The sequence below is a fragment of the Variovorax sp. GW823-FHT02B07 genome, assembly GCF_058797695.1.
This window is the reverse complement of sequence record NZ_JBXAJX010000002.1, coordinates 581,387-605,120: the sequence shown is the minus strand read 5'-3', so window position 1 is coordinate 605,120 and position 23,734 is coordinate 581,387. Positions and strand designations below refer to the sequence as shown.

The following is a 23,734-nucleotide window of genomic DNA, read 5'->3' as shown; positions in this document are numbered from 1 at the left end:
GGAGATGTCAGACGCGCAGTCTGCGCGTGGCGAGAAAAACGGGATCGGGCGGTGGATGCTGCCGCTCCGGCACGGCCTGCGGCGGAAGGACATGGCCTTCCGACACCAGCACCAGGGGCATCACCACGAGCTGCACGATGGCCGGCAGCGAAGGCGTGGTCAGCTTCACCGGCTCGAAGGACAGCGACAGGTCGGCGGCGTGCTGGAAGCACAACACCGGCTGGGCCATGTCCATGCCTTCGCAGGGCTCGCCCGACGCCATCATGTCGGCCATCGAACCCGGGCTGTCCGACGCGCCGGGGCAGACATAGCCTGCCAGCGCCAGCTGCGAGAACAGCAGCGACAGGACCACGAAAATCGCGGTCGTGCAGCGACGAAGAGAGCGGCGGGCCATGAGGAGCCGCAGTGTAGCGCCGCCGTCCGGGCGCCGCCTAAAATCCCGCCCGGCCCAACGAACAAGAAGGAAGAGGCAGGGATGCTCGACAAACTCAACGAATTCACCGAAAGCCACGGCGAGCTGCGCCGCGGGCGCGGGCTGGTCACGGGCACCATCGCCTTCAGCCTCGCCGCCCTGTGCTTTCTGGGCGTGCTGGCCTTCCACTTCCCGCAGTACCTGACGACGCCCGAGCTGCGCAAGAGCTACAACGTCGACGTGATGCGCGTCATCCTGCTGACGGCGCTGGTCATTGCGGGCGGGCTCTCGCTGGTCAACATCATCTTCAACCGCTCGCGCTGGCTCTCGTCGGCCGCGTTCCTGCTGGTGGCGGTGTCGGCGCTGCTGGGCGGGCACAAGGTTCCGGTGCATGACTTCGCTGACCACACGCCGTACATCGGCCTCGATTGGTTCATCCTCGACCTCTTGGGCTCGTCGCTGATCTTCATCTTCATCGAGAAGCTCTTTGCGCTGCGCAAGGACCAGCCCGTGTTCCGCGAAGAGTGGCAGACCGACTTTCATCACTTCGTGGTGAACCACATGATCGTGGGTTTCGTACTGCTGGCCACCAACCTCATGGTGCACAAGCTCTTCGGCTGGGCCGCCAACGACGGCATCCGCGGCTGGGTGAGCAATCTGCCGTTCTGGGCCGGCATCCTGCTGATCATCCTGGTGGCCGACCTCGTGCAGTACTGGACGCACCGCGCGTACCACGAGGTGCCGGTGCTGTGGCGCCTGCACGCCGTGCACCACAGCGTGAAGAGCATGGACTGGATGGCGGGCTCGCGCCAGCACATCCTGGAGCTGCTGATCACGCGCACGCTGGTGCTCGCACCCATCTACGTGCTGGGCTTCAGCAAGGACGTGATCGACGCCTACATCGTGGTGGTCGGCTTCCAGGCGGTGTTCAACCATTGCAACGTGAGCGTGCGGCTGGGCCCGCTGCGCTACCTGATCGTGACGCCCAACTTCCACCACTGGCACCACAGCCAGGACATCGAGGCGCTCGACAAGAACTACGCGGCGCACTACGCCTTCCTCGACTATTTGTTCGGCACCGCGGTGAAGAGCACCAAGCTCTGGCCCGAAAAATACGGCGTGCTGGGCGACTACGTGCCCAACGGCTTCTTCAAGCAGCTGAAGTTCCCGTTCGTCTGGAAGGGATGACCATGGCCTCCCTTCTTCGCGCCGTGGCGCTCGCCGCGGCGCTGCCGCTCTTGCTCTCGGCCTGCGCCACGCGCATCGAGATGCCTTCCGAAACCTCCGGCCTGCGCCTGCGCGTGCAGAGCTCGGTGATCGCCCCCGGCAACGGCGGCGAGCTGATCGGCGCCGAGGTGCTGGCGCCCGGCGACATCCTGCTGACCTCGATCGCCACGGTGAACTCGTTCGGCATCCGCCTGGGCACCTTCTCGCCCGTGAGCCATGCCGTGCTCTACCTGGGCGACGGGCAGATCGCCGAGGCCGTGGGCACCGGCGTGCGCGCACGGCCGCTGGCCGAGGTGGTCGACGAAGAGCAGATGGTCGTGGCCTTCCGCGTGCCGGGCCTCGTCGAGGCCGACGTCGAGAAGATGCGCGAGTGGGCGCATTCGCAGGTCGGCACCCGCTACAACACCGCCGGCGTGCTGCTGAACGCCCCCTTCGTGCTGAACCGCCGGCTGTGCGAGCTGCCGCTGATTCCCTCGGCCGTGAGCGCGTACTGCATCAGCGGCCTGGCCACGGTGCAGCTGGGCGCCAGCCGCAACGACCAGTTCTTCTGCTCCCAGTTCGTGCTGGAGGCCTACCGCCAGGCCGGCGTGCCGATCACCGACGCCGACCCGCGCTGGGTGAGCCCCGCCGACCTGCTCCACATGCGCGAGGGCGACGTGCCCTCGATCGCCGCCACGCAGCCGCTGCGCTACGTGGGCCACCTCAAATACAACCCGCCGCCGGTGCTGGCGGCGGACGGACCCGCTTGAGCTCTTCCCCCTCCTCTTCCTTTGACGTCGTTGTCGTCGGTGCCGGCGCCGCCGGTCTTTTTTGCGCCGCACTGGCGGGCCAGCGCGGCCTGCGCGTGCTGCTGGTCGACCACAGCGAGAAGGTCGGCGAAAAGATCCGCATCTCGGGTGGCGGCCGCGCCAACTTCACCAACCGCGACCTCGACGTGCGCGCCCCGCAGCGCCATTTCGTCGGCGACAACCCGAATTTCTGCCGCTCGGCGCTCTCGCGCTACGCGCCGCAGCAGTTCATCGACATGGTGCAGCGCCACGGCATCGCGTACCACGAGAAGCACAAGGGCCAGCTGTTCTGCGACGGCTCCTCGCAGCAGATCGTCGACATGCTGCTGGCCGAGTGCGCCGCCGGCAACGTCGAACGCTGGCAGCCGTGCAAGCTCGGCGACATCGCCTTTGTCGACGGGCGCTACCAAATCAGTAGCACGCGCGGCCCGATCGACACGCCCAAGCTCGTGGTGGCCACCGGCGGCCTGTCGATTCCCCAGATTGGTGCCAGCGACTTCGGCTACCGGCTCGCCGAGCAGTTCGGCCTGCGCCTGGTCACGCCGCGCCCGGCGCTGGTGCCGCTGACCTTCGGCGGCGACGCCTGGGCGCCCTACGCCGGCCTGGCCGGGCTGGCGCTGCCGGTGCGCATCGAGACCGGCGGCAAGAAGGACAAGATGGCCTTCCTGGAAGACCTGCTGTTCACCCACCGCGGCCTGTCGGGCCCGGCAGTGCTGCAGATTTCGAGCTACTGGAAGCCCGGCGCCCCGCTGACGCTGGACTTTGCGCCCGGCACGGACGTGGCCGAGTCGCTGTCCGACGCCAAGCGGCGCTCGAAGAAGCGCATCGCCAACGAACTGGCCGCGCTGGTGCCCTCGCGCCTGGCCGACGCCTGGGTCGGCGAAGACCCGGCCCTGCAGCGCCCGGTCAACGAGGCCACCGACAAGGCGCTGGCGACGCTGTCCGAGCGCATCGCCCGCTGGCAGATCACCCCCAGCGGCACCGAGGGCTACAAGAAGGCCGAAGTGACGGCGGGCGGCGTCGACACCCGCGATCTGTCGTCGCAAACCATGGAATCGAAGCAGCCGGGCCTGTATTTCATCGGGGAAGTGGTCGACGTGACGGGTTGGTTGGGCGGATACAACTTCCAGTGGGCGTGGGCGAGCGCACATGCGTGCGCAACCGCGCTATAATCGCGGGCTAACTCTGGCCTTCCCTCAACGGCCGCAAAAAGTTTTCAGTTGAGGAACCCCGGCTTGGGGCCTCGATCTCCCCCGGCCAAATCCATTTCAACGATTCATCAATGACCACCATCCGCGTTAAAGAAAACGAGCCCTTCGACGTCGCCCTGCGCCGCTTCAAGCGCACCATCGAAAAGCTCGGCCTGCTGACCGACCTGCGCGCCCGCGAGTTCTACGAGAAGCCGACGGCCGAGCGCAAGCGCAAGAAGGCAGCTGCGGTCAAGCGCCACTACAAGCGCGTGCGCAGCATGCAGCTCCCCAAGAAGCTGTACTAAGCAACGCCCAGGGTGGCTGGCCCCGACGAAAGTCCCCGCCAGCGCCCCGTTGCACCAGCCGCGCCAGGGAAACCTGCCGCGGCTTTTGTTTTTTCCGAAAGGTTGCGAAGAATGACTCTCAAAGAACAAATCACCGAAGACATGAAGACGGCGATGCGCGCCAAGGACTCGGAGCGCCTGGCCACCATCCGCCTGCTGCTCGCCGCCATGAAGCAGAAGGAAGTCGACGAGCGCGTGGAGCTCGACGACGCCATGGTCGTGGCCATCGTCGACAAGATGGTCAAGCAGCGCAAAGACTCGATCGCCGCGTTCACCACGGGTGGCCGCGCCGACCTGGCCGACAAGGAAGCCGCCGAGATCAAGGTGCTCGAGGTCTACCTGCCCCAGCGCATGAGCGCCGACGAAACGGCCGCCGCGGTGAAGGCCATCGTGGCCGAACTGGGCGCCTCGGGCCCCGGCGACATGGGCAAGGTGATGGGCGTGGTCAAGACGCGCCTGGCCGGCAAGGCCGACATGGGCCAGGTCAGCGCCGCGGTCAAGGCCGCCCTCACGGGCGCCTGAGGCGGCCACCGCCATGAAGAACGGCAGCAGCAGCCCGCTCGGCGCCGCCCCCGTCGCGACGATCCCGAAGGCCTGCGCCTGCCTGGTCGATGCGCAGGGCCGGCTGCTGGTGTTCCGTCATCCCGAGGACGGCAACATGCAGCTGCCCAAGGGCACCATCGAGCCCGGCGAGTCGCCCGAGGCGGCCGTGCGGCGCGAGCTGCTCGAAGAGTCGGGCCTGGTGTTCGCCGGCCGGCTCGAATCGCTGGGCACGCTGGAGCGCGAATGCGAAGCCGGCGTCGAAGGCAACACGCATCGCCACCCGCAGCGCTGGCACATCTTCCTGATGCGCGACCACCGCGCCCTGCCCGAGACCTTCGAGCACATGGCCACGGGCAGCCCGGAAGAAGAAGGCCTGGTGTTCTCGTTCTACTGGCTCGACGCCGATGCGGCCATCGAGGACTTCGCCCTGCCCTACCGCCAGACCATCGAGCGCGTGCGCGCGGCCCTGCTGGCCGCCAGCTGACCGGTCACGGGATCAGGCGGACATGACGGCGCGCAGCGCCATGTACGCCCCCAGCAGCGCCAGTCCGATCAGGAAGCAGCGCCGGAACACGGCCACCGGCAGCCGCTGCCGCAACCAGGTGCCCAGCACCATGCCGCCGACCGCCGGCACCAGCATCGCCAACGACCCGCCCAGCACCGCCGCCGGGTAGCTTCCGTTGGCCGCCAGCCCCAGGGCCAGCACCACGGTCGAGGTGGTGAACGAGATGCCCATGGCCTGGATCAGCCCATCGCGCTGGAAACCCAAGGCCTGCAGGTACGGCACGGCCGGCACCGCGAACACGCCGGTCACGGACGTCACCAGCCCCGTCGCGGCGCCCACCACGGGCCCCAGCCAGCGCGCCTGCGCGTCGCTCACGTGCAGCTGCCGCCCCGTCAGCCCCCACAGCGCATAGATCACCAGCGCCACGCCGAGCGCCAGCGAGGCCCAGGCCCCGGCCGGCACGCCCAGCCACCACGCCCCGGCGAGCGTGCCCACCACGACGCCGGCCTGCATGCGACCGATGCGGCGGAACACGGCGCCGAAGCTGGCGCGCGGTCCGGTCTGCCAGAGGTTGGTGACCAGCGACGGCACGATCAGCAGCGCCGCCGCCTGCGCGGGCGACATCCACAGCGCGAGCAGCGCCATCGCCACGGTCGGCAGGCCGAGGCCGATCACGCCCTTGATCAGGCCGGCCAGCAGGAAGACCGCGGCGGCCGCCGCCCACAGACCCATCGCTTCATTGGAGATCGTCATCGCCGCGGAGTCTGCCGACCGGCGCCTTCACTGGAAATGCGGCTTTCGCGCAGCCAGCCTCAGGCACAGGCTGAGGCTGGCGTGCTACCTTGCGGCCCATCATGCGATTCGATCTGACCGACCTGCGGCTCTTTCTCCACGTCGTCGAAGCCGGCAGCCTCACGGCCGGCGCCGGCCGCTCGCACATGACGCTGGCTTCGGCCAGCCAGCGTGTGCGCGGCATGGAAGACGCGCTCGGCACGCCCCTGCTCACCCGCCACGCGCAGGGCGTGCGCCCCACCGAGGCCGGGCGCACGCTGCTGCACCATGCGCGCGTCGTGCTGCAGCAGATGGAGCGGCTGCGCGGCGAACTCGGCGAGTACGGCCAGGGCCTCAAGGGCCACGTGCGCTTCATGTGCGGCACCTCGGCGCTCACCGAGCACCTGCCCGAGGTGCTGAGCCGCTTCCTGGCCGAGCATCCGCGCATCTCGGTCGACCTCGAGGAGCGCGCCAGTCCCGACACCGTGGAGGCCCTGCGCAGCGGCCTGTGCGACATCGGCATCGTCTCCGACGCCATCGACAGCGACGGCCTCGAATGCCACCCCTTCCGCCGCGACGACCTCGTGCTCGTGATGCCGCGCGGCCACGCGCTGGCCGGCCGGCGGCGCGTGCACCTGGCCGAGGTGGTCGACAGCGAGTTCGTCGGCCTGCCCGCCGACAGCGCGCTCCAGCAGCTGATCACCGGGCACGTGCGCGCGCTCGCCAGGCACCTGGCCTACCGCGTGCGCGTGCGCAACTTCGAGGCCGTGTGCCGCATGGTCGAGTACGGCATCGGCGTGGGCATCGTGCCGCAGACCGCGGCCGAGCGCTGCGCCCGTTCGATGAAGATCGCGCGCGCCTCGCTGGCCGACCCGTGGGCCGAGCGCACGCTGATGGCCTGCGTGCGCTCGTCGCAGGATCTGCCGCTCAATGCGCGGCGCATGCTCGACTACCTGATCGCACCGCCGCCGGCGGCGGACGCTACGCGCAAGTGACCGGCCGCCCCTGCTGCGCCCGCGCCGCGATGAAGGCCTCGAAGGCCTCGCGGCTGGTCTTGCGCGGCACGTAGCCGAACTGGGTCTTCAGCGCGGTGTTCAGCAGCACCGGCCGGTAGCGCAGGAAGTCGAGCTGCTCGGGCCCGTAGCGGCTCACGCCCAGTGCCGAACCCGCGGCCAACGCCGCCTGCAGCACGCCGGCCGGCCAAGCGATGGCGCGCTTGCCCAGGCGCGCGGCAATCTCGTGGATCGTGAGCGCGCCGTCGCCCGCGAGGTTGTAGCAACCGGGCGGCGCGCCGCCGAGCGCGTGGGCGATGGCGCCGGTCACGTCCTCGTCCCACACGAACACGAAGGGGCTGTCGCTGCCGCGGATGGCGATCAGCCGCTTCTTCTCGAACAGCGCCGTGATCTGGTTGTCGACGCGCTCGCCGAGGATGGTGCCGATGCGCAGCACGGTCTGCGCCAGCGCGGGATGCCGCGCACGGCAGTCGGCCAGCATCTCTTCCACCTGCCGCTTGTGGTCGGCATAGGCGAACACCGGATTGCCGCGCAGCGGCTGCGACTCGGTGATCCAGGCCGGGTTGTCCGCGTGGTAGCCGTAGGCCGCGCCGCTGGACGACACCACGATGTGCCCCACGCCGCGCGCCACGCAGGCGTCGAGCACGTTGCGCGTGCCGCCCACGTCCACCGAATGCTCGAAGGCGCGGTTCGAGTCCTTGCCGGGCGTGACGATGGATGCGAGGTGCACCACCGTGTCGATCGCGTGTTCGGCGAGCACGTCAGCGATGCCGTCGTCGCGCACGTCCTGCTGCAGGTAGGCCACGCCGGGCAGCCGGCGCGCGGCGGGCACCTCGCGCACGTCGAGTGCCACCAGGGTTTCGAAGGTGCCTTGCGCGGCCAATGCGGCGAGCACGCTGCGCCCGAGAAAACCATCACCGCCCGTCACCAGCACGCGTCGCGCGGACGCCTTCCAGACCTCGCTCATTGGTATACCTTCGTGCTTCGCACTGCGGTGCGAGCTTGCTTGGGGCGGCCCGGCGCGGCGCTCATGGCGTCGCAGGCTTGCGCCCCCACCAGCTCGCCAGCGCCAGGCCCGCGATGATGTCCCAGAAGCCCCACACGCCGGCCACCACGGCCATGCCGCCGAGCCCGCCGAAGAAGCTGAAGATCAGCACCAGCCCGAGCCCCGCGTTGCGGATGCCCACCTCGATGGCCACCGCGCGCCGGTCGTAGTCGCCCAGCCCCGAGAGCCGCGCGCACAGGTAGCCGGTGCCGAAGGCCAGCGCGTCGTGGATCACCACGGCCATCAGCACCAGTCCCACGTAGTCGAGGAAGTAGCGCCAGTTGCCCGCGATGGCGCCGACGATGAAGGCGATCAGCGCCAGGAAGCTCAGGATGCGCGCCGGCTTCTTGATGCGCGCCGTGAGCCCCGGCAGCTTGTGCGCGCAGGCCACGCCCAGCACGAAGGGAATGCCGATGATCATCACGATGTGGCCCAGCATGTCGAAGGGGTCGAGCGCGATGGTCTTGAGCAGCACCGAGGCCGTGGGATGCAGGCCGCCCCAGAACGCGAAGTTCAGCGGCATCACCACGATCGACAGCGCGTTCGAAATGGCTGTCATCGACACTGACAGCGCCACGTTGCCGCCCGCGCGGTGCGTGAGGATCTGCGAGATGTTGCCCGGCGGGCAGCAGGCCACGAGGATCATGCCCAGCGCGATGCTCGGGCCCGGCTGCAGGATCAGCGTGAGCACGAAGGTCACGGCCGGCAGCACCACGAACTGCGCACCGATGCCCACCGCCATCGCACCGGGCATGCGCGCCACGCGCCTGAAGTCGTCGATGCGCGTGTCCAGCGCAATGCCGAACATCAGGAAGCCCAGCACCACGTTGAGCAGCACCAGCGAGGCCGGGTTGAAGTGCAGGCGGATCTCGTCGACAGGCAGCATGCGCGGAACCTCGTGAAGAAGGGATCGGTCGGTCAGTCAGCCAGTGCGGCAGCGGCCTGGCGCACGGCCGCGCGGTAGGTGTCCTTGTGCACGTAGTAGGCCATGCGCTCCAGCTGCAGGTACTTGAAGCCGCCCGACAGGTCGGGCGGCGGCCCCTGCACTGCCGTGCGCAGCGCCGTTGCCTTGGGCGAGCCCGCAGCCTGCGCGCGGAAGTAGCGCGCCAGCAGCTCGGCCTGCTCGTAGCGCCCCTGCCAGCCGATGCCGCTGGCCTCGATCATGCCGAGCACGCCCAGCGTCTCGAAGCGCGGCGAGAAGATGTTCAGGTACAGGCGCGGCGCCATGCCCTGCCAGTTGAGCAGCTCGCGGTCGATGAACGGGTAGTGCAGCGCGTAGCCCGTGGCCGTGAGGATCAGGTCGTAGTCGCGCGCGCTGCCGTCCTTGAAATGCACGGTGCGTCCGGCGAGCCGCGCGATGTCGGCGCGCACGCCGATGTCGCCATGGCCCACGTGGTGCAGCACCAGCGAGTTCACCACCGGGTGCGACTCGTACATCTTGTAGTCGGGCTTCGGAAAACCGAAGCGCACCGGGTCGCCGGTGAACCACTGCAGCACGGTGGCGTCGACCTTCTGCTTGAGCCACGGCGGCAGCGGGCGCTTGCCGCCCAGCGTGTCGGCCGGCTTGCCGAACACGTACTTGGGCACGAAGTAGTAGCCGCGCCGCACCGAGATGTCGACGCTCTGCGCGTAGTGCACCGCATCGACCGCGATGTCGCAGCCCGAGTTGCCCGCGCCGACGATCAGCACGCGCTTGTCCTTGAACAGTTCCGCGTGCTTGTAGCGGCTGGTGTGCAGCAGCTCGCCGTCGAAGTGGCCTTCGAACTGCGGATGCTTGGGCTCGGAGAGCGTGCCGTTGGCGATCACCACGCCCTTGTATTCGTCGGTTTCCACGGTGCCGTCGGGCGCCTCGACGCTCACGCGCCAGCGCGTGTCGGGCGCGTCGCTCACCGGCTCCACACGCAGCACGCGCGTGCCGAAGCGGAAGTGCGCGCGCAGGCCAAAGCGGTCGGCAAAGTCGCTGAAGTAGCGGCGCAGCTCGCGGTGGCTCGGGTAGTCGGCCACGGTGTCGGCCATCGGGAACTCGGCGAACTCGGTCGTGCGCTTGCTCGAGATCAGGTGGGCCGAGTGGTAGACCGTGGAGCGCGGGTTGTCGATGTCCCAGAGGCCGCCCACGTCGCTGTGTGCTTCGAAGCCCTGGAACGGAACGCCGAGCTTCTGCAGATTGCGGGCGCCCGCGAGGCCCGAGGGCCCGGCGCCGATGAGGGCGATCTGTTCGTGTGTCGGAACGGCAGCGGCGGAAGGCGTCATCGGCGGGGAGGTTCTTTCTGGGAATTCAGGCCGGGGATGGCGGTGGCGCCCGCCTCGCCCACGCGCGGCTTGCGCGGCTGGCCGCGCAGCAGGCGGTCGTGCAGCGGTACGGGCAACAGGCCGAGTGCTTTCGACAGCCAGCCGATGCGCCGCGGCAGCACGATCTTTTCGCGCCGTGCGGCAAGGCCCGCCAGCAGCTGGCGCGCCGCTGCGTCGGCCTCGAGCAGCCCCGGCATCGCGAAGCGGTTGCCGGCCGTGAGCGCGGTGCGGATGTAGCCCGGGCTCACCGTGTGCACCGTGAGCCCCGTGCCGCGCAGCTCGGCGCGCAGGCTTTCGAGATAGCGGATCAGGCCGCCCTTGCTCGCGCAATAGGCGCCGTTGCCCGGCATGCCGTGCCAGCCCGCGATGCTGGCCACGCCCACGAGCGCGCCGCGGCCCTGCGCACGCATCGGCTGCACGAAGGGCTGGAAGGTGGTGGCCGCGCCGAGCAGGTTGATCTCGAGCATGCGGCGGAACACGGCGAGGTCGTCGGCCTCGGCGGTGTCGTAGCCGCCGGCCACGCCCGCGTTGGCGATCACGAGGTCGGGCGGGCCGAAGCGCTGCATCCAGTCGGCCGCCATCGCCTGCATGGCGGAGCTGTCGGACACGTCGGGCGTGTAGGCCTTGCAGCGTCCTTCACCTTGGGCCGCGAGCGCGGCGAGGCGTTCGGTGTCGAGCCCCACCAGTGCCACGCGCGCACCGCCATCGATCAGCGCACGCGCCAGCGCCTGCCCCAGGCCGCCGCAGGCACCGGTGAGAACGACATTGCGAAACGGCAAGAGCATGGGCAAGGAAGCGCGCGAGGCTGCGAGTGGCAAAACGCAGCCACTGTAGCCGCGCCCTGCCAGCGCACTCCCCAGCGTTTCCCCTTGTCCCGCGCCCTTGCGGGGCGTTCAGGCGGCTTCGGCGGCAGGAAATTCGATCTGGATCTTCACATCCGTGACGCGCCCGGCCGCAGCCTCCTCGAACGCGGCGATGCCGTCCTCGAACGCGAAGGTGCGCGAGATGAAGGGCTTCACATCGACCTGCCCCGACGCGATGAGCGCCAGCGCGCGCGGGAAGATGTTGGCGTAGCGGAACACCGACTCGATGCGCGCCTCCTTCGCCTGGATCGCGACGATGTCGAAAGCCACCTTGTCGGCGGGAATGCCCACCAGCACGAGGCAGCCACCGGGGCACAGCAGGTCGAACACGTTGTCGAAGGCGCGCGCGCTGCCACTGGCTTCGAAAACCACGTTCGCGCCCCAGCCGTCGGTGAGGGCCTGCACGGTGTCGGCGAGGCTGGTGCTGCGCACGTCGACCGTCGTCACCGCCGGGTTGTGGGCGAACAGCGCCAGCTTCTCGGGCACGAGGTCGGCCAGGATCACGCGCGCCGCGCCGCCCGCGAGCGCGGCCAGCGCCGTCATCGCGCCGATGGTGCCGGCGCCGATGACCACCGCCACGTCGCCCGGCTTCAGCGCCGCCTTCTTCGCGGCCTGCAGGCCGATGGCCAGCGGCTCGACGATGGCGCCTTCGCCGAAGCTCACGTTGTCGGGCAGGCGGAAGGTGAAGGCCGCCGGATGCACCACGTAGGGCGTAAGGCAGCCGTGGATCGGCGGCGTGGCCCAGAAGCGCACGGCAGGGTCGAGGTTGTAGAAGCCTTCGCGCACGGCGCGCGAGTCCATGTCGGGAATGCCGGGCTCCATGCAGACGCGGTCGCCGGGCTTCAGGTGGGTGACTTCGGCGCCCACCTCGGCCACCACGCCCGAAGCCTCGTGGCCGAGGATCATGGGCGCGTCGACGACGTACGGGCCGATGCCGCCGTGCTGGTAGTAATGAACATCGCTGCCGCACACGCCCACGGTGTGCATGCGGATCTTCACGTCGCGCGGGCCGACGTGCAGCGGCAGCTCGACATCGCGCAGCGTGATCTCGTGCGCCTTTTCCAGAACCAGTGCTTTCATTGCATCTTTCTCAGAGGGTTGAAATGGGGCCACACACTCGGCGTCAGTGCAGCGCGGCGTCCGGACGCAGCAGCGAGGCGCCCGTCGCGACATCGAACAGGTGCACCTGCTGCGCATCGGCCACCAAGCGCAGCGGCTCGCCGAGCCGGGGGCCCGCGGCGGACGGCAGGAGCACGGCGATCTCTTCGCCGCCCTGCCCCACGCTCACCAGCACTTCGTTGCCGAGGTATTCGATGAGCTGGACCTCGCCTGCAAAGCCTTCACCGTTTGCCCTGGTGGTGTCGAGGTGCAGGTGCGCCGGGCGCACGCCCAGCGTCACGCGCGCGCGGCCTTCGAGCGCGAAGCGGCGCGCATCCACGCGCACCGAGCCGCCGCCGCCACGCAGCTCGCACTGCCCGTTGTCCAGGCCGTGCACCGCCATCTCCATCAGGTTCATCGGCGGCGTGCCGATGAAGCCGGCCACGAAGGCCGAGCGCGGGCGCTCGAAGATTTCCTGCGGCGTGCCGACCTGCTCGATGCGCCCGTCGCGCAGCAGCACGATGCGGTCGGCCAGCGTCATGGCCTCGTGCTGATCGTGCGTGACGTACACGGTGGTGGTCTTCAGCGTCTGGTGCAGCTTCGCGATCTCGATGCGCATGTGGTTGCGCAGCTTGGCGTCGAGGTTCGACAGCGGTTCGTCGAACAGGAACACCTTCGGCGTCTTGATCATGGCCCGCGCAATCGCCACACGCTGCTGCTGGCCGCCCGACAGCTCGGTGGGCTTGCGCTGCAGGTAGCGCTCCAGGCCCAGCGTGTCCGACACCTCCTTGATGCGGCTGTCGATCTCAGCCTTGGGCACCTTCAGGCGCTTGAGCCCGAACGCGATGTTGTCGCGCACCGTCATGTGCGGGTACAGCGCGTAGTTCTGGAACACCATCGCGATGCCGCGCTCCTGCGGCGGCAGGTCGTTCACGCGCTGACCGCCGATGTGCAGGTCGCCGCCGCTGATGTCTTCCAGGCCCGCGAGCATGCGCAGGATGGTCGACTTGCCGCAGCCCGAGGGGCCGAGGAACACGACGAACTCGTTGTCGGCCACGTCGAGATCGAAGGCGTGGACGACCTGCGTTTCCCCGTAGCGCTTGATGAGGTGGTGACAGCGGATGGCAGACATTTTTTGTTCTGGAGAAAGAGAGGTGATGGCGCTCATGCGGCCTCCCGCTTGCGCTTGAACGCGGCATTGAGAAAACCGCTGAGCACGCCCACCATGAGCAGCGGCGGCAGCGACAGCAGGATGACCGAGGCATTCAAGATGCCCCAGGGCACGTCGCGCCCGAGCTGGCTGAGCTCCGAGGCCACGATGGGCAGCGTCTTGGCCTCGGAGGTGGTGAGCATCAGCGCGATGAGAAACTCGTTCCACACCAGCACGAAGCCGAAGGCGATGGCCCCTACCAGCGAGCGCGCGGCAATCGGCAGCGCGATGCGAAAGAAGATCGCGTAGGGCCCGTAGCCGTCGACGCGGCCGGCCTCTTCCACTTCCTTCGGCACCGCCTTGAAGGCCGGAATGGCGAGCCAGATCACGGTCGAGAGCGTGAGCAGCGTGTAGGTGGCGATGAGCGCCACGCGCGAGTCGTACAGCTCCAGCTGCAGCCAGATCACCATGAGCGGAATGGCCACCGCCACCGGCGGCAGGAAGCGCATCGACAGCACGAAGAACTGGATGTCGTTGCCCCAGCGCAGCGGGTAGCGCGCCAGCGCATAGGCGGCCGGCAGGCCCAGCACCGCGCCGATGATCACCGCCGCGCCCGCCACCACGATCGAGTTGACCAGCCCCGCGGCCACGGCCTCGCGGTTCAGCACGTACAGGTAGTTGTCGAGCGTGGGCGTGAAGAAGAACTTCGGCACGGCCGAGACGATGTCGACCCGGTTCTTGAACGAGTTGAGAAAGGTCCACAGCACGGGCACGAGCGCCGAGAGCCCGGCCGCGATGAGCGCCAGCCGCGCCAGCAGCGTTCCGATGGCAAGCTTCTTCATGATGGCCTAGTCCATTTCCAGATGTAGGTGAACGCGACCGTCGAGGCGACCATCATCAGCACCGCCATGCTCGACGCGTACGAGATGCGGCCCGACTCGATGAAGCCTTGCGAGAAGGCGTACATGTCGAGCGTCTCGGTCGAGATGCCGGGACCGCCGCGCGTCATCACGTAGATGAGGTCGAAGGCGCGCAGCGACTCCACCATCTTCACGAAGGCCAGGCTGATGAGCGGCGCCTTCAGCATCGGCAATGCCACGTAGGCATACACCTCCCACGTCTTCGCGTGATCGAGACGCGCGGCCTCGAAGGGCTGCGGCGGCAGGGTTTCGAGCAGCTTCAGCACGATGACGCCGAAGAACAGCCCCCACTGCCACACGTCGACGAAGGCCACCGTGAGCAGTGCCAGCACCGGGTCGGCGAACAGGTCGAGCGGCTCGCCGGTGATCGCCTTGTAAGGCCACGTGATGAGGCCGAACAGCGGATGGAAGGCGAACTTCCAGACGAAGGCGGCCGACACGCGCGGCAGCAGCACCGGCACGATGAACAGCATCGACAGCACCTGGCGCCAGCGCGGCGTGGCGCAGCGGTGCATCAGCGTGCCCATGAGCACGGCCAGGGCCATGGTGGCGCTGACGGTCAGCACCTCCCACACCAGCGACACGCGCACCGAGTTCAGGAAGCGCCGGTCGGAGAACAGCTGCACGTAGTTGCTGAACCAGACCCAGCCGGTGTCGGCCTGGCCCAGCTCGCGGTCCTGCAGCGAGATGGCGATGGCGAACACCGTCGGCACCAGCGCCAGGACGGCCAGCACGAGCAGCCCCGGCCCGATGAACACGGCCGGCAGCCGTGTTTTGTGGGAACGCATGCTCACTTCTTGCGACGCGCGATCAGCTGCTTGGCGTAGGCGTCGAGTTCGTCGAGCCCGCCCTGGATGTCGGTGCGCGAGCCGGTGATCAGCTCTTCCAGAATGATCCCCCAGCGGTCGCCCAGGTCGGGCCAGGCCGGGTCTTGCCAGAAGTTCACGGCCGTGACCTTGCCGGTGTCGGCCAGCGCCTTGCCCAGGTCGGCGCCGTAGCGCTTGGCGAACTCGGGGCTGCCGAGCACGCTGGTGCGGTTGAGCTCGCCGAACTGGCCCTGCGCCAGGCGGCGCTGCTCGTTCTCCTTGGACGTGGCCCAGGCGATGAACAGGCCCGCGCACTTCTTGGCCTCTTCGGTCTTGTTGGCGCGCGCGCCGATGGCCAGGCCGTGGCCGTAGCCGCCGCCGGTGAGCGGCGTGGGCGGCACGGCGTAGGCGATCTTGCCGACCACGGTCGACATCTTCGGGTCGAGCGCGTTGCCCGCCAGCGGCGTCGACTCGACCAGGATCGCGACCTTGCCGGCCAGGAAGGCGCCGGTGGATTCGTCCCATCCGCCCGTCTTGGTGCCGGGCGCGGAGTACTTGAAGAGATCCAGGTAGGTCTGGGTCGCCTTCACGGCGGCGGGCGAGTTGAAGACCGGCTTGTCGCCGTCGAACCACTGGCCGCCGTAGCCGCGGAAGAACGGCATCCAGCGCCACACGTTGGCGCCCGAGCCGCGCTGGCCGCGCAGCGCCACGCCGTAGACGCCGTTGGCCGGGTCGTTGAGCTTCTTCACGGCCGCCACGAACTCGTCGAGCGTGGCCGGCGGCTTGATCCCCGCCTTCTCGAGCAGGTCCTTGCGGTAAACCATGAGGTCGCCGCCACCGGTGAGGGGCGCGAACCAGGCCTGGCCGGCGAAGGTCGCGACTTTCTGGCGGCCGGCGTCGAAGTCGGCGTAGTCGTAGCTGGCGGGGTAGTACGGCGTGAGCGGCACGATCCACTTCGACTGGACGAACTGCGCCACGTTGGCCTCGTCGACGTAGTACACGTGGTACTTGCCGACCGTGGACGCATCGGCGCGCGACTTGGCGCGGCGGTCGTTCTCGTTGAGGTTGTCGATGCTGAACGAGGCCCCGCTCAGGCGCTTGAACTCGTCCTTGGATTTCTCGAGCAACGTCAGGCCTTCGCGCGGCTGCGACAGGACGCGCACGTCCTCCTTGCAGACCTGCGCCAGCGCGGCGGGCGCCAGCGTGGCCAGCGCGAGCGCGAGGCCGGCCAGACGGTGGGGATGCGGAATCGGCATGCTTGTCTCCTTCGTTGTTCGTGCAAATTGCCGGCGAAATGCCGGCAAATGCAACGAGACGAAGGTTAGGAGGCCGATCCGAAGGGCCTCCTACATGCCCACCGGGCGCCTGATACTTTGCTGCCAAGCCGTCTCGGGGTTTAGCCCGAGAGGCAAGTGCGTATCAGTCGGCAATCAGGCAGCGAGTGGCGTGTGCTGCGCGCTGCGCAGGCCGAAACGCTCCTGCGCCTGCTGCCGGTAGGCCGAGGGCGTCATGCCCTTGAGCTGCAGGAAGCGACGGTTGAAGTTCGCGAGGTTCGAGAAGCCGACCTCGTAGCAGATGTCGCTCACCAGCCGGTCAGACACCTGCAGCATCTCGCAGGCCTTGGTGATGCGCAGCCGCGTGACGAAGTCGGTGAAGGTGCTGCCCATGTGCTTGTGGAAGTAGCGCGAGAAGCTGCTCTCGGCCATGTTGGCGACGCCGCACACGGTGGGCAGCGAGAGCTCTTCGGCCAGGTGGGCATGCAGGTAGTCGAGCACGCGGCGCATGCGGGTGTTGGCCGTGGGGTCCTCGTCGCTCGGGTCGGCGTTGCTCGAGATCTGGCGCCAGTCGCTCCAGCTCGCGAGCTCGTGCAGCAGGCCGATGAACTCCGACAGCCGGGCCATGCCCTTTTGCTTCTGCACGCGCACGAAGCGCTCGCGCACGAGGTCGCCGATGCCGAAGAACTCGATGCCCAGCTTGGCGCGGTCGAGCATCGGCAGCACCGTCTCCAGCTCGGGGAACAGGTCGACGCCCTGGCGCAGGGGGGCGTCGCGGAAATGGATCACCATGCTGCGGTCGGCCACGCCCTCGGGCGGCACGTCGTGCGAGATCCAGGTGTGGGGCAGCCGCGCGCCCACCAGGGCGACATAGCCGGGCTCGAAGCGGCCGATGTGGTTGCCGACGAAGGCATCGCCGCTGGTGCGGTTGATGCACTGCAGCTCGTACTCGTCGTGGTAGTGCCAGCAGTCGAAGGGCCAGGGCACGCCGTGCTGCAGGCAGCGCACCGAACTGCTGCCCGCCGGCTCGAAGCCCAGGCGCGGGTCACGCAAGAGTTCGTGTTCGAGGGCCGGCTTGCGTACGGCGCTGTGTTTGCTCATGTCCTGTCCCCCTGTCCTTGAATGGAGGGGTCGTCGAGCCAGCGCCGTTGCGAGCGGCAGGGCCTGTCAGGCGCCCGCCACCTTCATGCGGTTGACCAGGATCGACCCCGTGGTTTTTGCGCCGAAAGTGTAAGCATCTGCGCCAATCGCTTCAATTCCCATCAGCATCTGACGCAAATTGCCGGCAATCGTGATTTCCTGCACCGGATAGGCGATGCGGCCGTTTTCCACCCAGAAACCGCTGGCGCCGCGCGAATAGTCGCCGGTCACGTAGTTCACGCCCTGCCCCATCAGCTCGATCACGAACAGGCCGGTGCCGAGCTTGGCGAGCATGGCGTCCAGGTCGTCGCCGTGCTTCGTGAGGCGCGAGCTCAGCGTCAGGTTGTGCGAGCCGCCGGCGTTGCCGGTGGTCTTCATGCCCAGCTTGCGCGCCGAGTAGGTCGAGAGAAAGTAGCCTTCGAGGCGGCCGGCATCGACCACCTTGCGGGCGCGGGTGATCACGCCTTCGTCGTCGAAGGGCGAGCTGCCCTTGCCGCGCAGCACGTGCGGGTCTTCGGCCACGTCGACGTGCTTGGGCAGCACCGGCTTGCCCAGCGAGTCGAGCAGGAAGGTGCTCTTGCGGTACAGCGCCCCGCCGCTCACGGCCTGCACCAGCCCGCCCAGGAGGCCCACGGCCAGCGGCGACTCGAACAGCACCGGGCATTCGGTGGTCTTGATCTTGCGCGACTTCAGGCGGCTGAGCGCGCGCTCGGCGGCGTAGCGGCCCACGGCCTGCGGGCTGGCCAGTTCGTCGGCCGAGCGCATCGAGCTGTACCAGGCGTCGCGCTGCATGTCGTCGCCCTTGCCGGCGATGGGGGCCACCGAAATCGAGTGCCGCGAGCTGGCGTAGCCGCCGCGAAAGCCGTGCGTGTGGGCGCTGAAGAAGTGGCTCTGCTGCGCCGAGACGCCGGCGCCTTCGCTGTTGGTGATGCGCTTGTCGGTGGAAAGGGCTGCCGCCTCGCATTCGAGGGCCAGCTTGGCGGCCTGCTCGCTCGTCACGTCCCAGGGATGGAACAGGTCGAGCTCGGGCTGCACCTTGGCGATGTCTTCCTCGTCGGGCAGGCCGCTCACCGGGTCTTCGGCCGTGAAGCGGGCAATGTCGTAGGCCGCCTGCACCGTGCGGGCGATGGCCGCCTCGGAAAAGTCGGAGGTGCTGGCGTTGCCGCGGCGGTGGCCCACGTAGACCGTGATGCCCAGCGACTTGTCGCGGTTGCGCTCGACGTTCTCGAGCTCGCCCTTGCGCACCGAGACGCTCAGGCCGCAGCCCTCGGAGGCCTCGGCGCCGGCGTCGGTGGCCCCGAGCTTTTTGGCGTGGGCCAGGGCCGAATCGACCAGGTTTTCGAAGAAGGAGCGGCTGTAGGCGAAGCCGGAATCGGCGCGCGAGGAGGATGTCGTCATGTGGTGGCTATGATACTTGCGCCCCCTGTTTCACGTTTTCCCTTCCGCGCCCCCTGTGCGCGTTGCAGCGCCGCACGGCGCGGCCCAGAATCCACCCCATGTCCCGCAAACCCAAAAAAGGCTATTTCGTCCGTGGCCACTTCGTTGCCGAAGGCAGCGAACTCGACCTGGAGCTCAAGCGCGAGCTCAAGGGCGGCACCGACGAAGCCAGCCGCACCGAACTCAAGCGCGAGAGCGCCGAACTGCAGAAACTGGGCGAAGAACTGCTCACCCTGCGCGCCGGCCTGTTCGACGCCCTCCCGCTGAGCGAGAAACTGGTCGACGCCATCGCCGAGGCGAAACGCATCACCAATTTCGAGGGCAAGCGCCGCCAGATGCAGTTCATCGGCAAGCTCATGCGCGCCCTCGACCCCGAGGTGCTCGAGGCCGTGAAGCAGGCGCTGACCGAGCAGAACACCGTGCCGGCCGCCGAAGCCGCCGCGCTGCACGAGGCCGAACGCTGGCGCGAACGCCTGATCGCCGACGACGACGCCCTCGGCGGCTGGATCGAGACCCACCCCGCCACCGACTCCCAGCAGCTGCGCGCCCTCGTGCGCCAGGCCCGCAAGGACCTGAAGTCCGGCCCCGCCGGCGAAGCACCGCGCCAGGGCAAGGCCTACCGCGAGATCTTCCAGCTCGTGCGCGCGCAACTCGCGGTGCATGGCGGCGACGACCACGCCGAAGCGGCTGCGGCGCAAGACCGGGAAGAAGACGCATGAGCGAAGGCTTCGATTCGGTGCGCATCGGCATCGTCTCCATCAGCGACCGCGCTTCCAGCGGCACCTACGAAGACAAGGGCCTGCCCGCGCTCAAGGACTGGCTGGGCCGCGCGCTGAAAAACCCCCTCGAATTCGAAGCCCGCCTGATCCCCGACGAGGCCGACCGCATCAGCGCCACGCTCATCGAGCTGGTCGATGCCGGCTGCTCGCTCGTGCTCACCACCGGCGGCACCGGCCCCGCGCTGCGCGACGTCACGCCCGAGGCCACGCTGGCCGTGGCCCACAAGGAAATGCCCGGTTTCGGCGAACAGATGCGCCAGATCAGCCTGCGCTTCGTGCCGACCGCCATCCTCTCGCGGCAGGTCGCCGTCATCCGCGACCAGAGCCTCATCATCAACCTGCCGGGCCAGCCCAAGTCGATCGCCGAGACGCTCGAAGGGCTGAAGGACGCCGACGGCACGCAGCTCGTGCCCGGCATCTTCGCCGCCGTGCCCTACTGCATCGACCTGATCGGCGGGCCGTACCTCGAGACCGACGACACGGTCTGCAAGGCCTTCCGGCCCAAGTCGGCGATCCGCGCCGCGCGCTAGGGCCTGTTCACCCTATTTCTGGCGTCGCGAAGGTCTGCCACGGCGGGCCAATCAAGGCGCGTGACGCCGCGTGTGCATGCGCACACGCAAGGAGCGCAACGCCGAGTGGCCCGCCGTGGCAGACCTTCCCTTCGGGTTGGCTGGCAAAGGGGCCGTCTGCGGCGTTGCCCGCGCTTGCAAGGCTTCAGCCTTGCTGCGCACGGGCGCCTTGCAGCCAGCCCCTTTGCCAGCCAACGCGACGCTAGAAATAGGGTGAACAGGCCCTAGCCTCCCCGCCGCCGGTTCTCGCGCGGCGGCTTTCACCACCGAAGACTTTCTGCTTCGCCGATGCGCGAGGGGCGCGCTCGCGCCCGCATCGCTCGCCTTGGCTTTTATCGGACCCGTCCGATGGTTCCGCTCCCCTGTTCTTCCTAGAGTTCCTGACGCCCGGGCCGCCGGATCGAACAGCGTGAATTCGCTGCCCGATCCGATCTTTCTTTCCCTTTTCAGAGCATAGGAACTGCATGGCATCCAAAAAGGCAAACGTCTTCGTCGACAACCCGAGCATCGATCAGACAGCACGCGCACAGGTCTTCGCACCACAGCCTCCCACCATGGACAGCGTCATCGACGACGCAGGCGACATCATGGGCACCCTCGCCTCCGGCGGCGTCACGGACGATCGCCAACCCGAGTTCCAGGGCCAGGGCACGCCGGGCGACACCATCCTCATCAGGAACCACGGCGTCGAGATCGGCCAGACCGTCGTGGACGACGATGGCCAATGGGCCTTCACGCCGTCGACCGACATGAGCGAAGGCCATCACGCCATCACCATCGTGGCGCGCGACACCGCCGGCAACGAGAGCGAGCCTTCGGGCCCGTTCAATTTCGAGATCGACGTCACGCCACCCAACGCGAGCAAACTGGCCATCACTGGCGTCCTCGATACAGCAGGCGGCATCACCGGCAACGTGGCCGCCGGCAAGACCACCGACGACACCCGCCCGCTGCTCACCGGCACGAGCACCGGTCAGCCCGGCCACACCGTCACGGTGATGGTCCGGGACAGCACCGGCACCCATGCGCTGGGTGAAGCCGTCGTCGGCGACAACGGCCAGTGGTCGCTGCAGGTCATGGCGCCACTGGCCGCGGGCCTGAATACCTTCACGCTCGTGGAGAAGGACGCGGCGGGCAACGAGACGGCGCCGACGGGGCGCTACCAGGTGACCATCGACACCAGCAAGCCAACGCCCCCGGTGATCGAGCACGTCTACGACGACGTGGGCGTGCCCCACATGCTGGCCCCCGGCGAGGTCACCAACGACGCCCGGCCGACCCTGCACGGCACGGCCCAGCCCGGCCATACCGTGACGTTCCACGACGGCACCACCGTTCTGGGCAGCACCCAGACCGGCGCCGACGGCACCTGGGCGTTCACGCCCAAAGACAACCTGAGCGAGGGTGCGCACCACATCACCGCCACGGCCACCGGCCCGGTGGGCCAGACCGGCGACGCGAGCAGCGGCTGGCACTTCGAGGTCGACACCCTGGCGCCCACGCAGACCCCCACCGTCTCGGGCATCGGCAAGGACAGCGGCATGAACGCCGACGACCACGCCACCAACGACGGCAGCGCGGGGCGCCTGATGACGGGCCGCCTGAGCGCATCGCTCGCGGCCGGCGAGACCCTGCAGGTGTCCACCGACGGCGGCCAGACCTGGAAGACCGCCTTCGTGAATGGCACGCAATGGAGTGCCCAGGACGACCACAGCCATGCGGGCGACTGGACGGTGCAGATGCGCGTGGTGGACCCGGCCGGCAACGTGGGGCCGGTGAACTCGCAGGCGGTGACCCTGGACACCGCCACGCCCCACGCGCCGACGGCCGTCGTGCTGGGCAATGCGCAAGTGACCGTGAGTTTCGACAAGGCCGCGGTGTCGCCGGGCGACCGGATTCACCTGCTCAACGGCAAGCAGAACGTGGACTACGTGCTGACGGCGGCAGACATTGCTGCGGGCCAGGCCACCGTTGCGGTAACCGACGTTTCGCTGAACCTGGCCGCGGCGGTGGTCAGCGCAACGGGAAATCATTCGCCCTACCTGGTGATCCGATCGAACGCCGAACAGGAAGACTTCGATGCCAGTGAAACCGTCGAACTTGCGCCAGGACAAACAGCCGACGCCGGCATGCTGCTCCTGACAAGACAAGACGCGGCGGCCGACGCTTCTTCGAACAACGGCGTTTTCGACAGCGCCTCACCCGACCACGGGCAGGCATGGCACATCAGCGGCACGACCAACGCATCACTGAAGGGCAACACCTACAACGCCATCGAGTTCGACTGGCGGCACTCCCAAGCCACGCAGTCGGTCACCTTCTACGACGCATCGGGCAAGGTCATCTTCGAAGGCAGCTTCGGAGAAAGCCACAGCCTTCCGGCCGATGGACACGCGAAGTTCATCATGCCCGACGGGCTTTCCTTTGCCTCCTTCGACATCCGGACCGGGCTCGTCGACGGCATGGAAACCGACTGGATCGAGGTCGACAACGTGTCCCTCGCCGTGCTGTACCCGCACCCTGAACTGGTGGACATCCCCACCCTGCAGGAAATCCAGGCGGGCTCGGACGTCCACTACGGCGGGGCGGGAGACGACGTGTTCCTGCTCCCCGACGTGTCGTACTTCGAAGGCAGCCATGCGAAGGTCATCGGCAACGAGGGACTGGACACCCTCACCCTGACCGGCGCGGACCAGACACTCGACCTGAGCTCGGTCACGGGCAAGCTCAGCGGCGTCGAAATCATCGACCTCACCGGCACGGGCGACAACACCTTGAAGCTGTCGCTGGCCGACGTGTTGGAGAACGGCGCCGTCGATCAGTTCGTTGCCAACGGCCGCGTGCAGATGCTGGTCAAGGGCGACGCCGGGGACGCGGTGACGCTGTCGGACGCCCTGCCCAACGGCACCGACCCCGGCGACTGGGTGAAGGGCGCCAACGTGACCATCGACGGCGTGGTCTACGAGGAGTACGCGCACTCGGGCTTCGACGCCGCACTGCTGGTGCAGCAGGGCGTGACTGTCAGCTTGCAGAACACCTCCGACACCTTCAACGATGCCGGACCCGGGGCAACACCAACGCTCGCCGACAGCGATGAAACACACATCGCCCGGTTCGGTTATGCAGACCGGTTGGAGGACGGCGCGGGTGACGACACCGCCCGCCTCCATGGCGACGGCGACTTCGCGCGTGTCCCTGGCGGCCTGGGCGTCGGCACCCTCGTGATGGACGGCAAGGCCATGCACATCGACCTGTCGGCCCTCGACCTGAAGACGGCGCAGGGCGCGCAGAACCCGGTGTCCCCCGACGGCACGGTGCAGATGCAGGCCACCGGCCCCCACGGCGAGGTCGACCCGCTCGACGGCGGCGGGGTCCACGGCAGCGATGCCACGGTGAGCGGCACCGCCGACCACGTCTACTCCAACCTCGCCGGCACCGCGCTGCTGGTCGAGGACAAGGTCCACGTGACGATCCTGTAGGCCCCCACTCGCCGGCGCACCCCGCGCCGCGTGCAGCCGACAACGCGACAGCCGCCCCGTGCAGCTGTCGCGTTTTTTTATTTCTGCCCAGC

At 68.4% G+C, this 23,734-nt stretch carries 23 protein-coding genes; 10 read left to right on the top strand and 13 right to left on the bottom strand.

All coding sequences use genetic code 11. From position 1 onward, the window contains the following. Positions 1-7 precede the first annotated feature (7 nt). Positions 8-394: a hypothetical protein gene (locus AC1RGU_RS14010; RefSeq protein ID WP_369646411.1), complete on the bottom strand. Its 387-nt coding sequence runs from the start codon at positions 392-394 to the stop codon at positions 8-10. Between the two features lie 81 nt (positions 395-475). Here AC1RGU_RS14010 and AC1RGU_RS14005 point away from each other — a divergent pair, with 81 nt between their 5' ends. From AC1RGU_RS14005 to AC1RGU_RS13980, 6 genes are all read left to right on the top strand, one after another. Then, positions 476-1,600 carry a sterol desaturase family protein gene (locus AC1RGU_RS14005; RefSeq protein WP_070063138.1) on the top strand — a complete coding sequence of 375 codons (1,125 nt, stop codon included), beginning with the start codon at positions 476-478 and terminating at the stop codon, positions 1,598-1,600. A 2-nt stretch (positions 1,601-1,602) separates the two neighbouring features. Continuing rightward, positions 1,603-2,388, top strand: coding sequence for a YaeF family permuted papain-like enzyme (locus AC1RGU_RS14000; protein ID WP_159276073.1), 786 nt, complete (start codon positions 1,603-1,605; stop codon positions 2,386-2,388). Continuing rightward, on the top strand, positions 2,385-3,599 hold the full coding sequence (locus AC1RGU_RS13995; protein WP_492696601.1) for a BaiN/RdsA family NAD(P)/FAD-dependent oxidoreductase: 1,215 nt from the start codon (positions 2,385-2,387) through the stop codon (positions 3,597-3,599). Before AC1RGU_RS14000 ends, AC1RGU_RS13995 begins: the two co-directional genes overlap by 4 nt. Positions 3,600-3,709: 110 nt before the next feature. Next, entirely contained in the window at positions 3,710-3,922 is a 213-nt protein-coding gene (rpsU, locus tag AC1RGU_RS13990; RefSeq protein ID WP_007833691.1) for a 30S ribosomal protein S21, read from the top strand. A 111-nt stretch (positions 3,923-4,033) separates the two neighbouring features. Next, positions 4,034-4,483 (top strand): GatB/YqeY domain-containing protein, encoded by a 450-nt coding sequence (locus AC1RGU_RS13985; RefSeq protein ID WP_062476513.1) that lies wholly within the window; start codon positions 4,034-4,036, stop codon positions 4,481-4,483. Positions 4,484-4,496: 13 nt separating this feature from the next. Continuing rightward, complete coding sequence (locus AC1RGU_RS13980; protein ID WP_492696600.1) at positions 4,497-4,988, top strand: NUDIX domain-containing protein; 492 nt, start codon at positions 4,497-4,499, stop codon at positions 4,986-4,988. Positions 4,989-5,000: 12 nt separating this feature from the next. On the opposite strand, the gene AC1RGU_RS13975 is transcribed toward AC1RGU_RS13980, so the two are convergent. Next, positions 5,001-5,762, bottom strand: a complete 762-nt coding sequence (locus AC1RGU_RS13975) for a sulfite exporter TauE/SafE family protein (RefSeq protein ID WP_159271021.1) — start codon at positions 5,760-5,762, stop codon at positions 5,001-5,003. Between the two features lie 101 nt (positions 5,763-5,863). Here AC1RGU_RS13975 and AC1RGU_RS13970 point away from each other — a divergent pair, with 101 nt between their 5' ends. Beyond that, positions 5,864-6,775 carry a LysR family transcriptional regulator gene (locus tag AC1RGU_RS13970; protein WP_492696599.1) on the top strand — a complete coding sequence of 304 codons (912 nt, stop codon included), beginning with the start codon at positions 5,864-5,866 and terminating at the stop codon, positions 6,773-6,775. On the opposite strand, the gene AC1RGU_RS13965 is transcribed toward AC1RGU_RS13970, so the two are convergent. From AC1RGU_RS13965 to pmbA, 11 genes are all read right to left on the bottom strand, one after another. Next, positions 6,762-7,760: an SDR family oxidoreductase gene (locus AC1RGU_RS13965; RefSeq protein WP_492696598.1), complete on the bottom strand. Its 999-nt coding sequence runs from the start codon at positions 7,758-7,760 to the stop codon at positions 6,762-6,764. The two genes, AC1RGU_RS13970 and AC1RGU_RS13965, sit on opposite strands and share 14 nt — an antisense overlap. Positions 7,761-7,821: 61 nt before the next feature. Continuing rightward, positions 7,822-8,724, bottom strand: coding sequence for a bile acid:sodium symporter family protein (locus AC1RGU_RS13960; RefSeq protein ID WP_095949103.1), 903 nt, complete (start codon positions 8,722-8,724; stop codon positions 7,822-7,824). Between the two features lie 32 nt (positions 8,725-8,756). Next, complete coding sequence (locus AC1RGU_RS13955; RefSeq protein ID WP_492696597.1) at positions 8,757-10,088, bottom strand: flavin-containing monooxygenase; 1,332 nt, start codon at positions 10,086-10,088, stop codon at positions 8,757-8,759. Further along, entirely contained in the window at positions 10,085-10,912 is an 828-nt protein-coding gene (locus AC1RGU_RS13950) for an SDR family oxidoreductase (RefSeq protein WP_492696596.1), read from the bottom strand. Before AC1RGU_RS13950 ends, AC1RGU_RS13955 begins: the two co-directional genes overlap by 4 nt. Positions 10,913-11,020: 108 nt before the next feature. Next, positions 11,021-12,070, bottom strand: coding sequence for an NAD(P)-dependent alcohol dehydrogenase (locus AC1RGU_RS13945; protein WP_492696595.1), 1,050 nt, complete (start codon positions 12,068-12,070; stop codon positions 11,021-11,023). 43 nt (positions 12,071-12,113) lie between these two features. After that, positions 12,114-13,256, bottom strand: a complete 1,143-nt coding sequence (locus AC1RGU_RS13940) for an ABC transporter ATP-binding protein (protein ID WP_492740797.1) — start codon at positions 13,254-13,256, stop codon at positions 12,114-12,116. Beyond that, positions 13,253-14,065 carry a carbohydrate ABC transporter permease gene (locus AC1RGU_RS13935; RefSeq protein WP_492697087.1) on the bottom strand — a complete coding sequence of 271 codons (813 nt, stop codon included), beginning with the start codon at positions 14,063-14,065 and terminating at the stop codon, positions 13,253-13,255. The genes AC1RGU_RS13940 and AC1RGU_RS13935 overlap by 4 nt, the downstream gene beginning before the upstream one ends. An 11-nt stretch (positions 14,066-14,076) precedes the next feature. Next, complete coding sequence (locus AC1RGU_RS13930; RefSeq protein WP_492696593.1) at positions 14,077-14,946, bottom strand: carbohydrate ABC transporter permease; 870 nt, start codon at positions 14,944-14,946, stop codon at positions 14,077-14,079. A 2-nt stretch (positions 14,947-14,948) separates the two neighbouring features. Continuing rightward, entirely contained in the window at positions 14,949-16,220 is a 1,272-nt protein-coding gene (locus AC1RGU_RS13925; RefSeq protein WP_492696592.1) for an ABC transporter substrate-binding protein, read from the bottom strand. A 174-nt stretch (positions 16,221-16,394) separates the two neighbouring features. Continuing rightward, the gene (locus AC1RGU_RS13920; protein WP_062476487.1) at positions 16,395-17,339 is read right to left on the bottom strand and encodes a helix-turn-helix domain-containing protein; all 945 of its coding nucleotides are present in this window, start codon (positions 17,337-17,339) and stop codon (positions 16,395-16,397) included. 66 nt (positions 17,340-17,405) lie between these two features. After that, a complete protein-coding gene (pmbA, locus tag AC1RGU_RS13915) occupies positions 17,406-18,776 on the bottom strand; it encodes a metalloprotease PmbA (protein ID WP_062476484.1) in 1,371 nt (456 codons plus the stop codon). A 98-nt stretch (positions 18,777-18,874) separates the two neighbouring features. On the opposite strand from pmbA, the gene yjgA reads away from it, so the two are divergent. From yjgA to AC1RGU_RS13900, 3 genes are all read left to right on the top strand, one after another. Continuing rightward, the gene (gene yjgA / locus AC1RGU_RS13910; protein WP_062476481.1) at positions 18,875-19,534 is read left to right on the top strand and encodes a ribosome biogenesis factor YjgA; all 660 of its coding nucleotides are present in this window, start codon (positions 18,875-18,877) and stop codon (positions 19,532-19,534) included. Continuing rightward, positions 19,531-20,124 (top strand): molybdopterin adenylyltransferase, encoded by a 594-nt coding sequence (mog, locus tag AC1RGU_RS13905; RefSeq protein ID WP_492696591.1) that lies wholly within the window; start codon positions 19,531-19,533, stop codon positions 20,122-20,124. The genes yjgA and mog overlap by 4 nt, the downstream gene beginning before the upstream one ends. A gap of 593 nt (positions 20,125-20,717) precedes the next feature. Then, positions 20,718-23,642, top strand: a complete 2,925-nt coding sequence (locus AC1RGU_RS13900; RefSeq protein WP_492696590.1) for an Ig-like domain-containing protein — start codon at positions 20,718-20,720, stop codon at positions 23,640-23,642. The last annotated feature ends 92 nt before the right edge of the window (positions 23,643-23,734 follow it).

Excerpts from the sequence above, each read along its gene's own strand:
- AC1RGU_RS14010 (WP_369646411.1), bottom strand. The coding sequence starts at position 394 with ATGGCCCGCCGCTCTCTTCGTCGCTGCACGACCGCGATTTTCGTGGTC.
- AC1RGU_RS14005 (WP_070063138.1), top strand. The coding sequence starts at position 476 with ATGCTCGACAAACTCAACGAATTCACCGAAAGCCACGGCGAGCTGCGC.
- AC1RGU_RS14000 (WP_159276073.1), top strand. The coding sequence starts at position 1,603 with ATGGCCTCCCTTCTTCGCGCCGTGGCGCTCGCCGCGGCGCTGCCGCTC.
- rpsU (WP_007833691.1), top strand. The coding sequence starts at position 3,710 with ATGACCACCATCCGCGTTAAAGAAAACGAGCCCTTCGACGTCGCCCTG.
- AC1RGU_RS13985 (WP_062476513.1), top strand. The coding sequence starts at position 4,034 with ATGACTCTCAAAGAACAAATCACCGAAGACATGAAGACGGCGATGCGC.
- AC1RGU_RS13980 (WP_492696600.1), top strand. The coding sequence starts at position 4,497 with ATGAAGAACGGCAGCAGCAGCCCGCTCGGCGCCGCCCCCGTCGCGACG.
- AC1RGU_RS13975 (WP_159271021.1), bottom strand. The coding sequence starts at position 5,762 with ATGACGATCTCCAATGAAGCGATGGGTCTGTGGGCGGCGGCCGCCGCG.
- AC1RGU_RS13970 (WP_492696599.1), top strand. The coding sequence starts at position 5,864 with ATGCGATTCGATCTGACCGACCTGCGGCTCTTTCTCCACGTCGTCGAA.
- AC1RGU_RS13965 (WP_492696598.1), bottom strand. The coding sequence starts at position 7,760 with ATGAGCGAGGTCTGGAAGGCGTCCGCGCGACGCGTGCTGGTGACGGGC.
- AC1RGU_RS13960 (WP_095949103.1), bottom strand. The coding sequence starts at position 8,724 with ATGCTGCCTGTCGACGAGATCCGCCTGCACTTCAACCCGGCCTCGCTG.
- AC1RGU_RS13955 (WP_492696597.1), bottom strand. The coding sequence starts at position 10,088 with ATGACGCCTTCCGCCGCTGCCGTTCCGACACACGAACAGATCGCCCTC.
- AC1RGU_RS13950 (WP_492696596.1), bottom strand. The coding sequence starts at position 10,912 with ATGCTCTTGCCGTTTCGCAATGTCGTTCTCACCGGTGCCTGCGGCGGC.
- AC1RGU_RS13945 (WP_492696595.1), bottom strand. The coding sequence starts at position 12,070 with ATGAAAGCACTGGTTCTGGAAAAGGCGCACGAGATCACGCTGCGCGAT.
- AC1RGU_RS13940 (WP_492740797.1), bottom strand. The coding sequence starts at position 13,256 with ATGAGCGCCATCACCTCTCTTTCTCCAGAACAAAAAATGTCTGCCATC.
- AC1RGU_RS13930 (WP_492696593.1), bottom strand. The coding sequence starts at position 14,946 with ATGCGTTCCCACAAAACACGGCTGCCGGCCGTGTTCATCGGGCCGGGG.
- AC1RGU_RS13925 (WP_492696592.1), bottom strand. The coding sequence starts at position 16,220 with ATGCCGATTCCGCATCCCCACCGTCTGGCCGGCCTCGCGCTCGCGCTG.
- AC1RGU_RS13920 (WP_062476487.1), bottom strand. The coding sequence starts at position 17,339 with ATGAGCAAACACAGCGCCGTACGCAAGCCGGCCCTCGAACACGAACTC.
- pmbA (WP_062476484.1), bottom strand. The coding sequence starts at position 18,776 with ATGACGACATCCTCCTCGCGCGCCGATTCCGGCTTCGCCTACAGCCGC.
- yjgA (WP_062476481.1), top strand. The coding sequence starts at position 18,875 with ATGTCCCGCAAACCCAAAAAAGGCTATTTCGTCCGTGGCCACTTCGTT.
- mog (WP_492696591.1), top strand. The coding sequence starts at position 19,531 with ATGAGCGAAGGCTTCGATTCGGTGCGCATCGGCATCGTCTCCATCAGC.
- AC1RGU_RS13900 (WP_492696590.1), top strand. The coding sequence starts at position 20,718 with ATGGACAGCGTCATCGACGACGCAGGCGACATCATGGGCACCCTCGCC.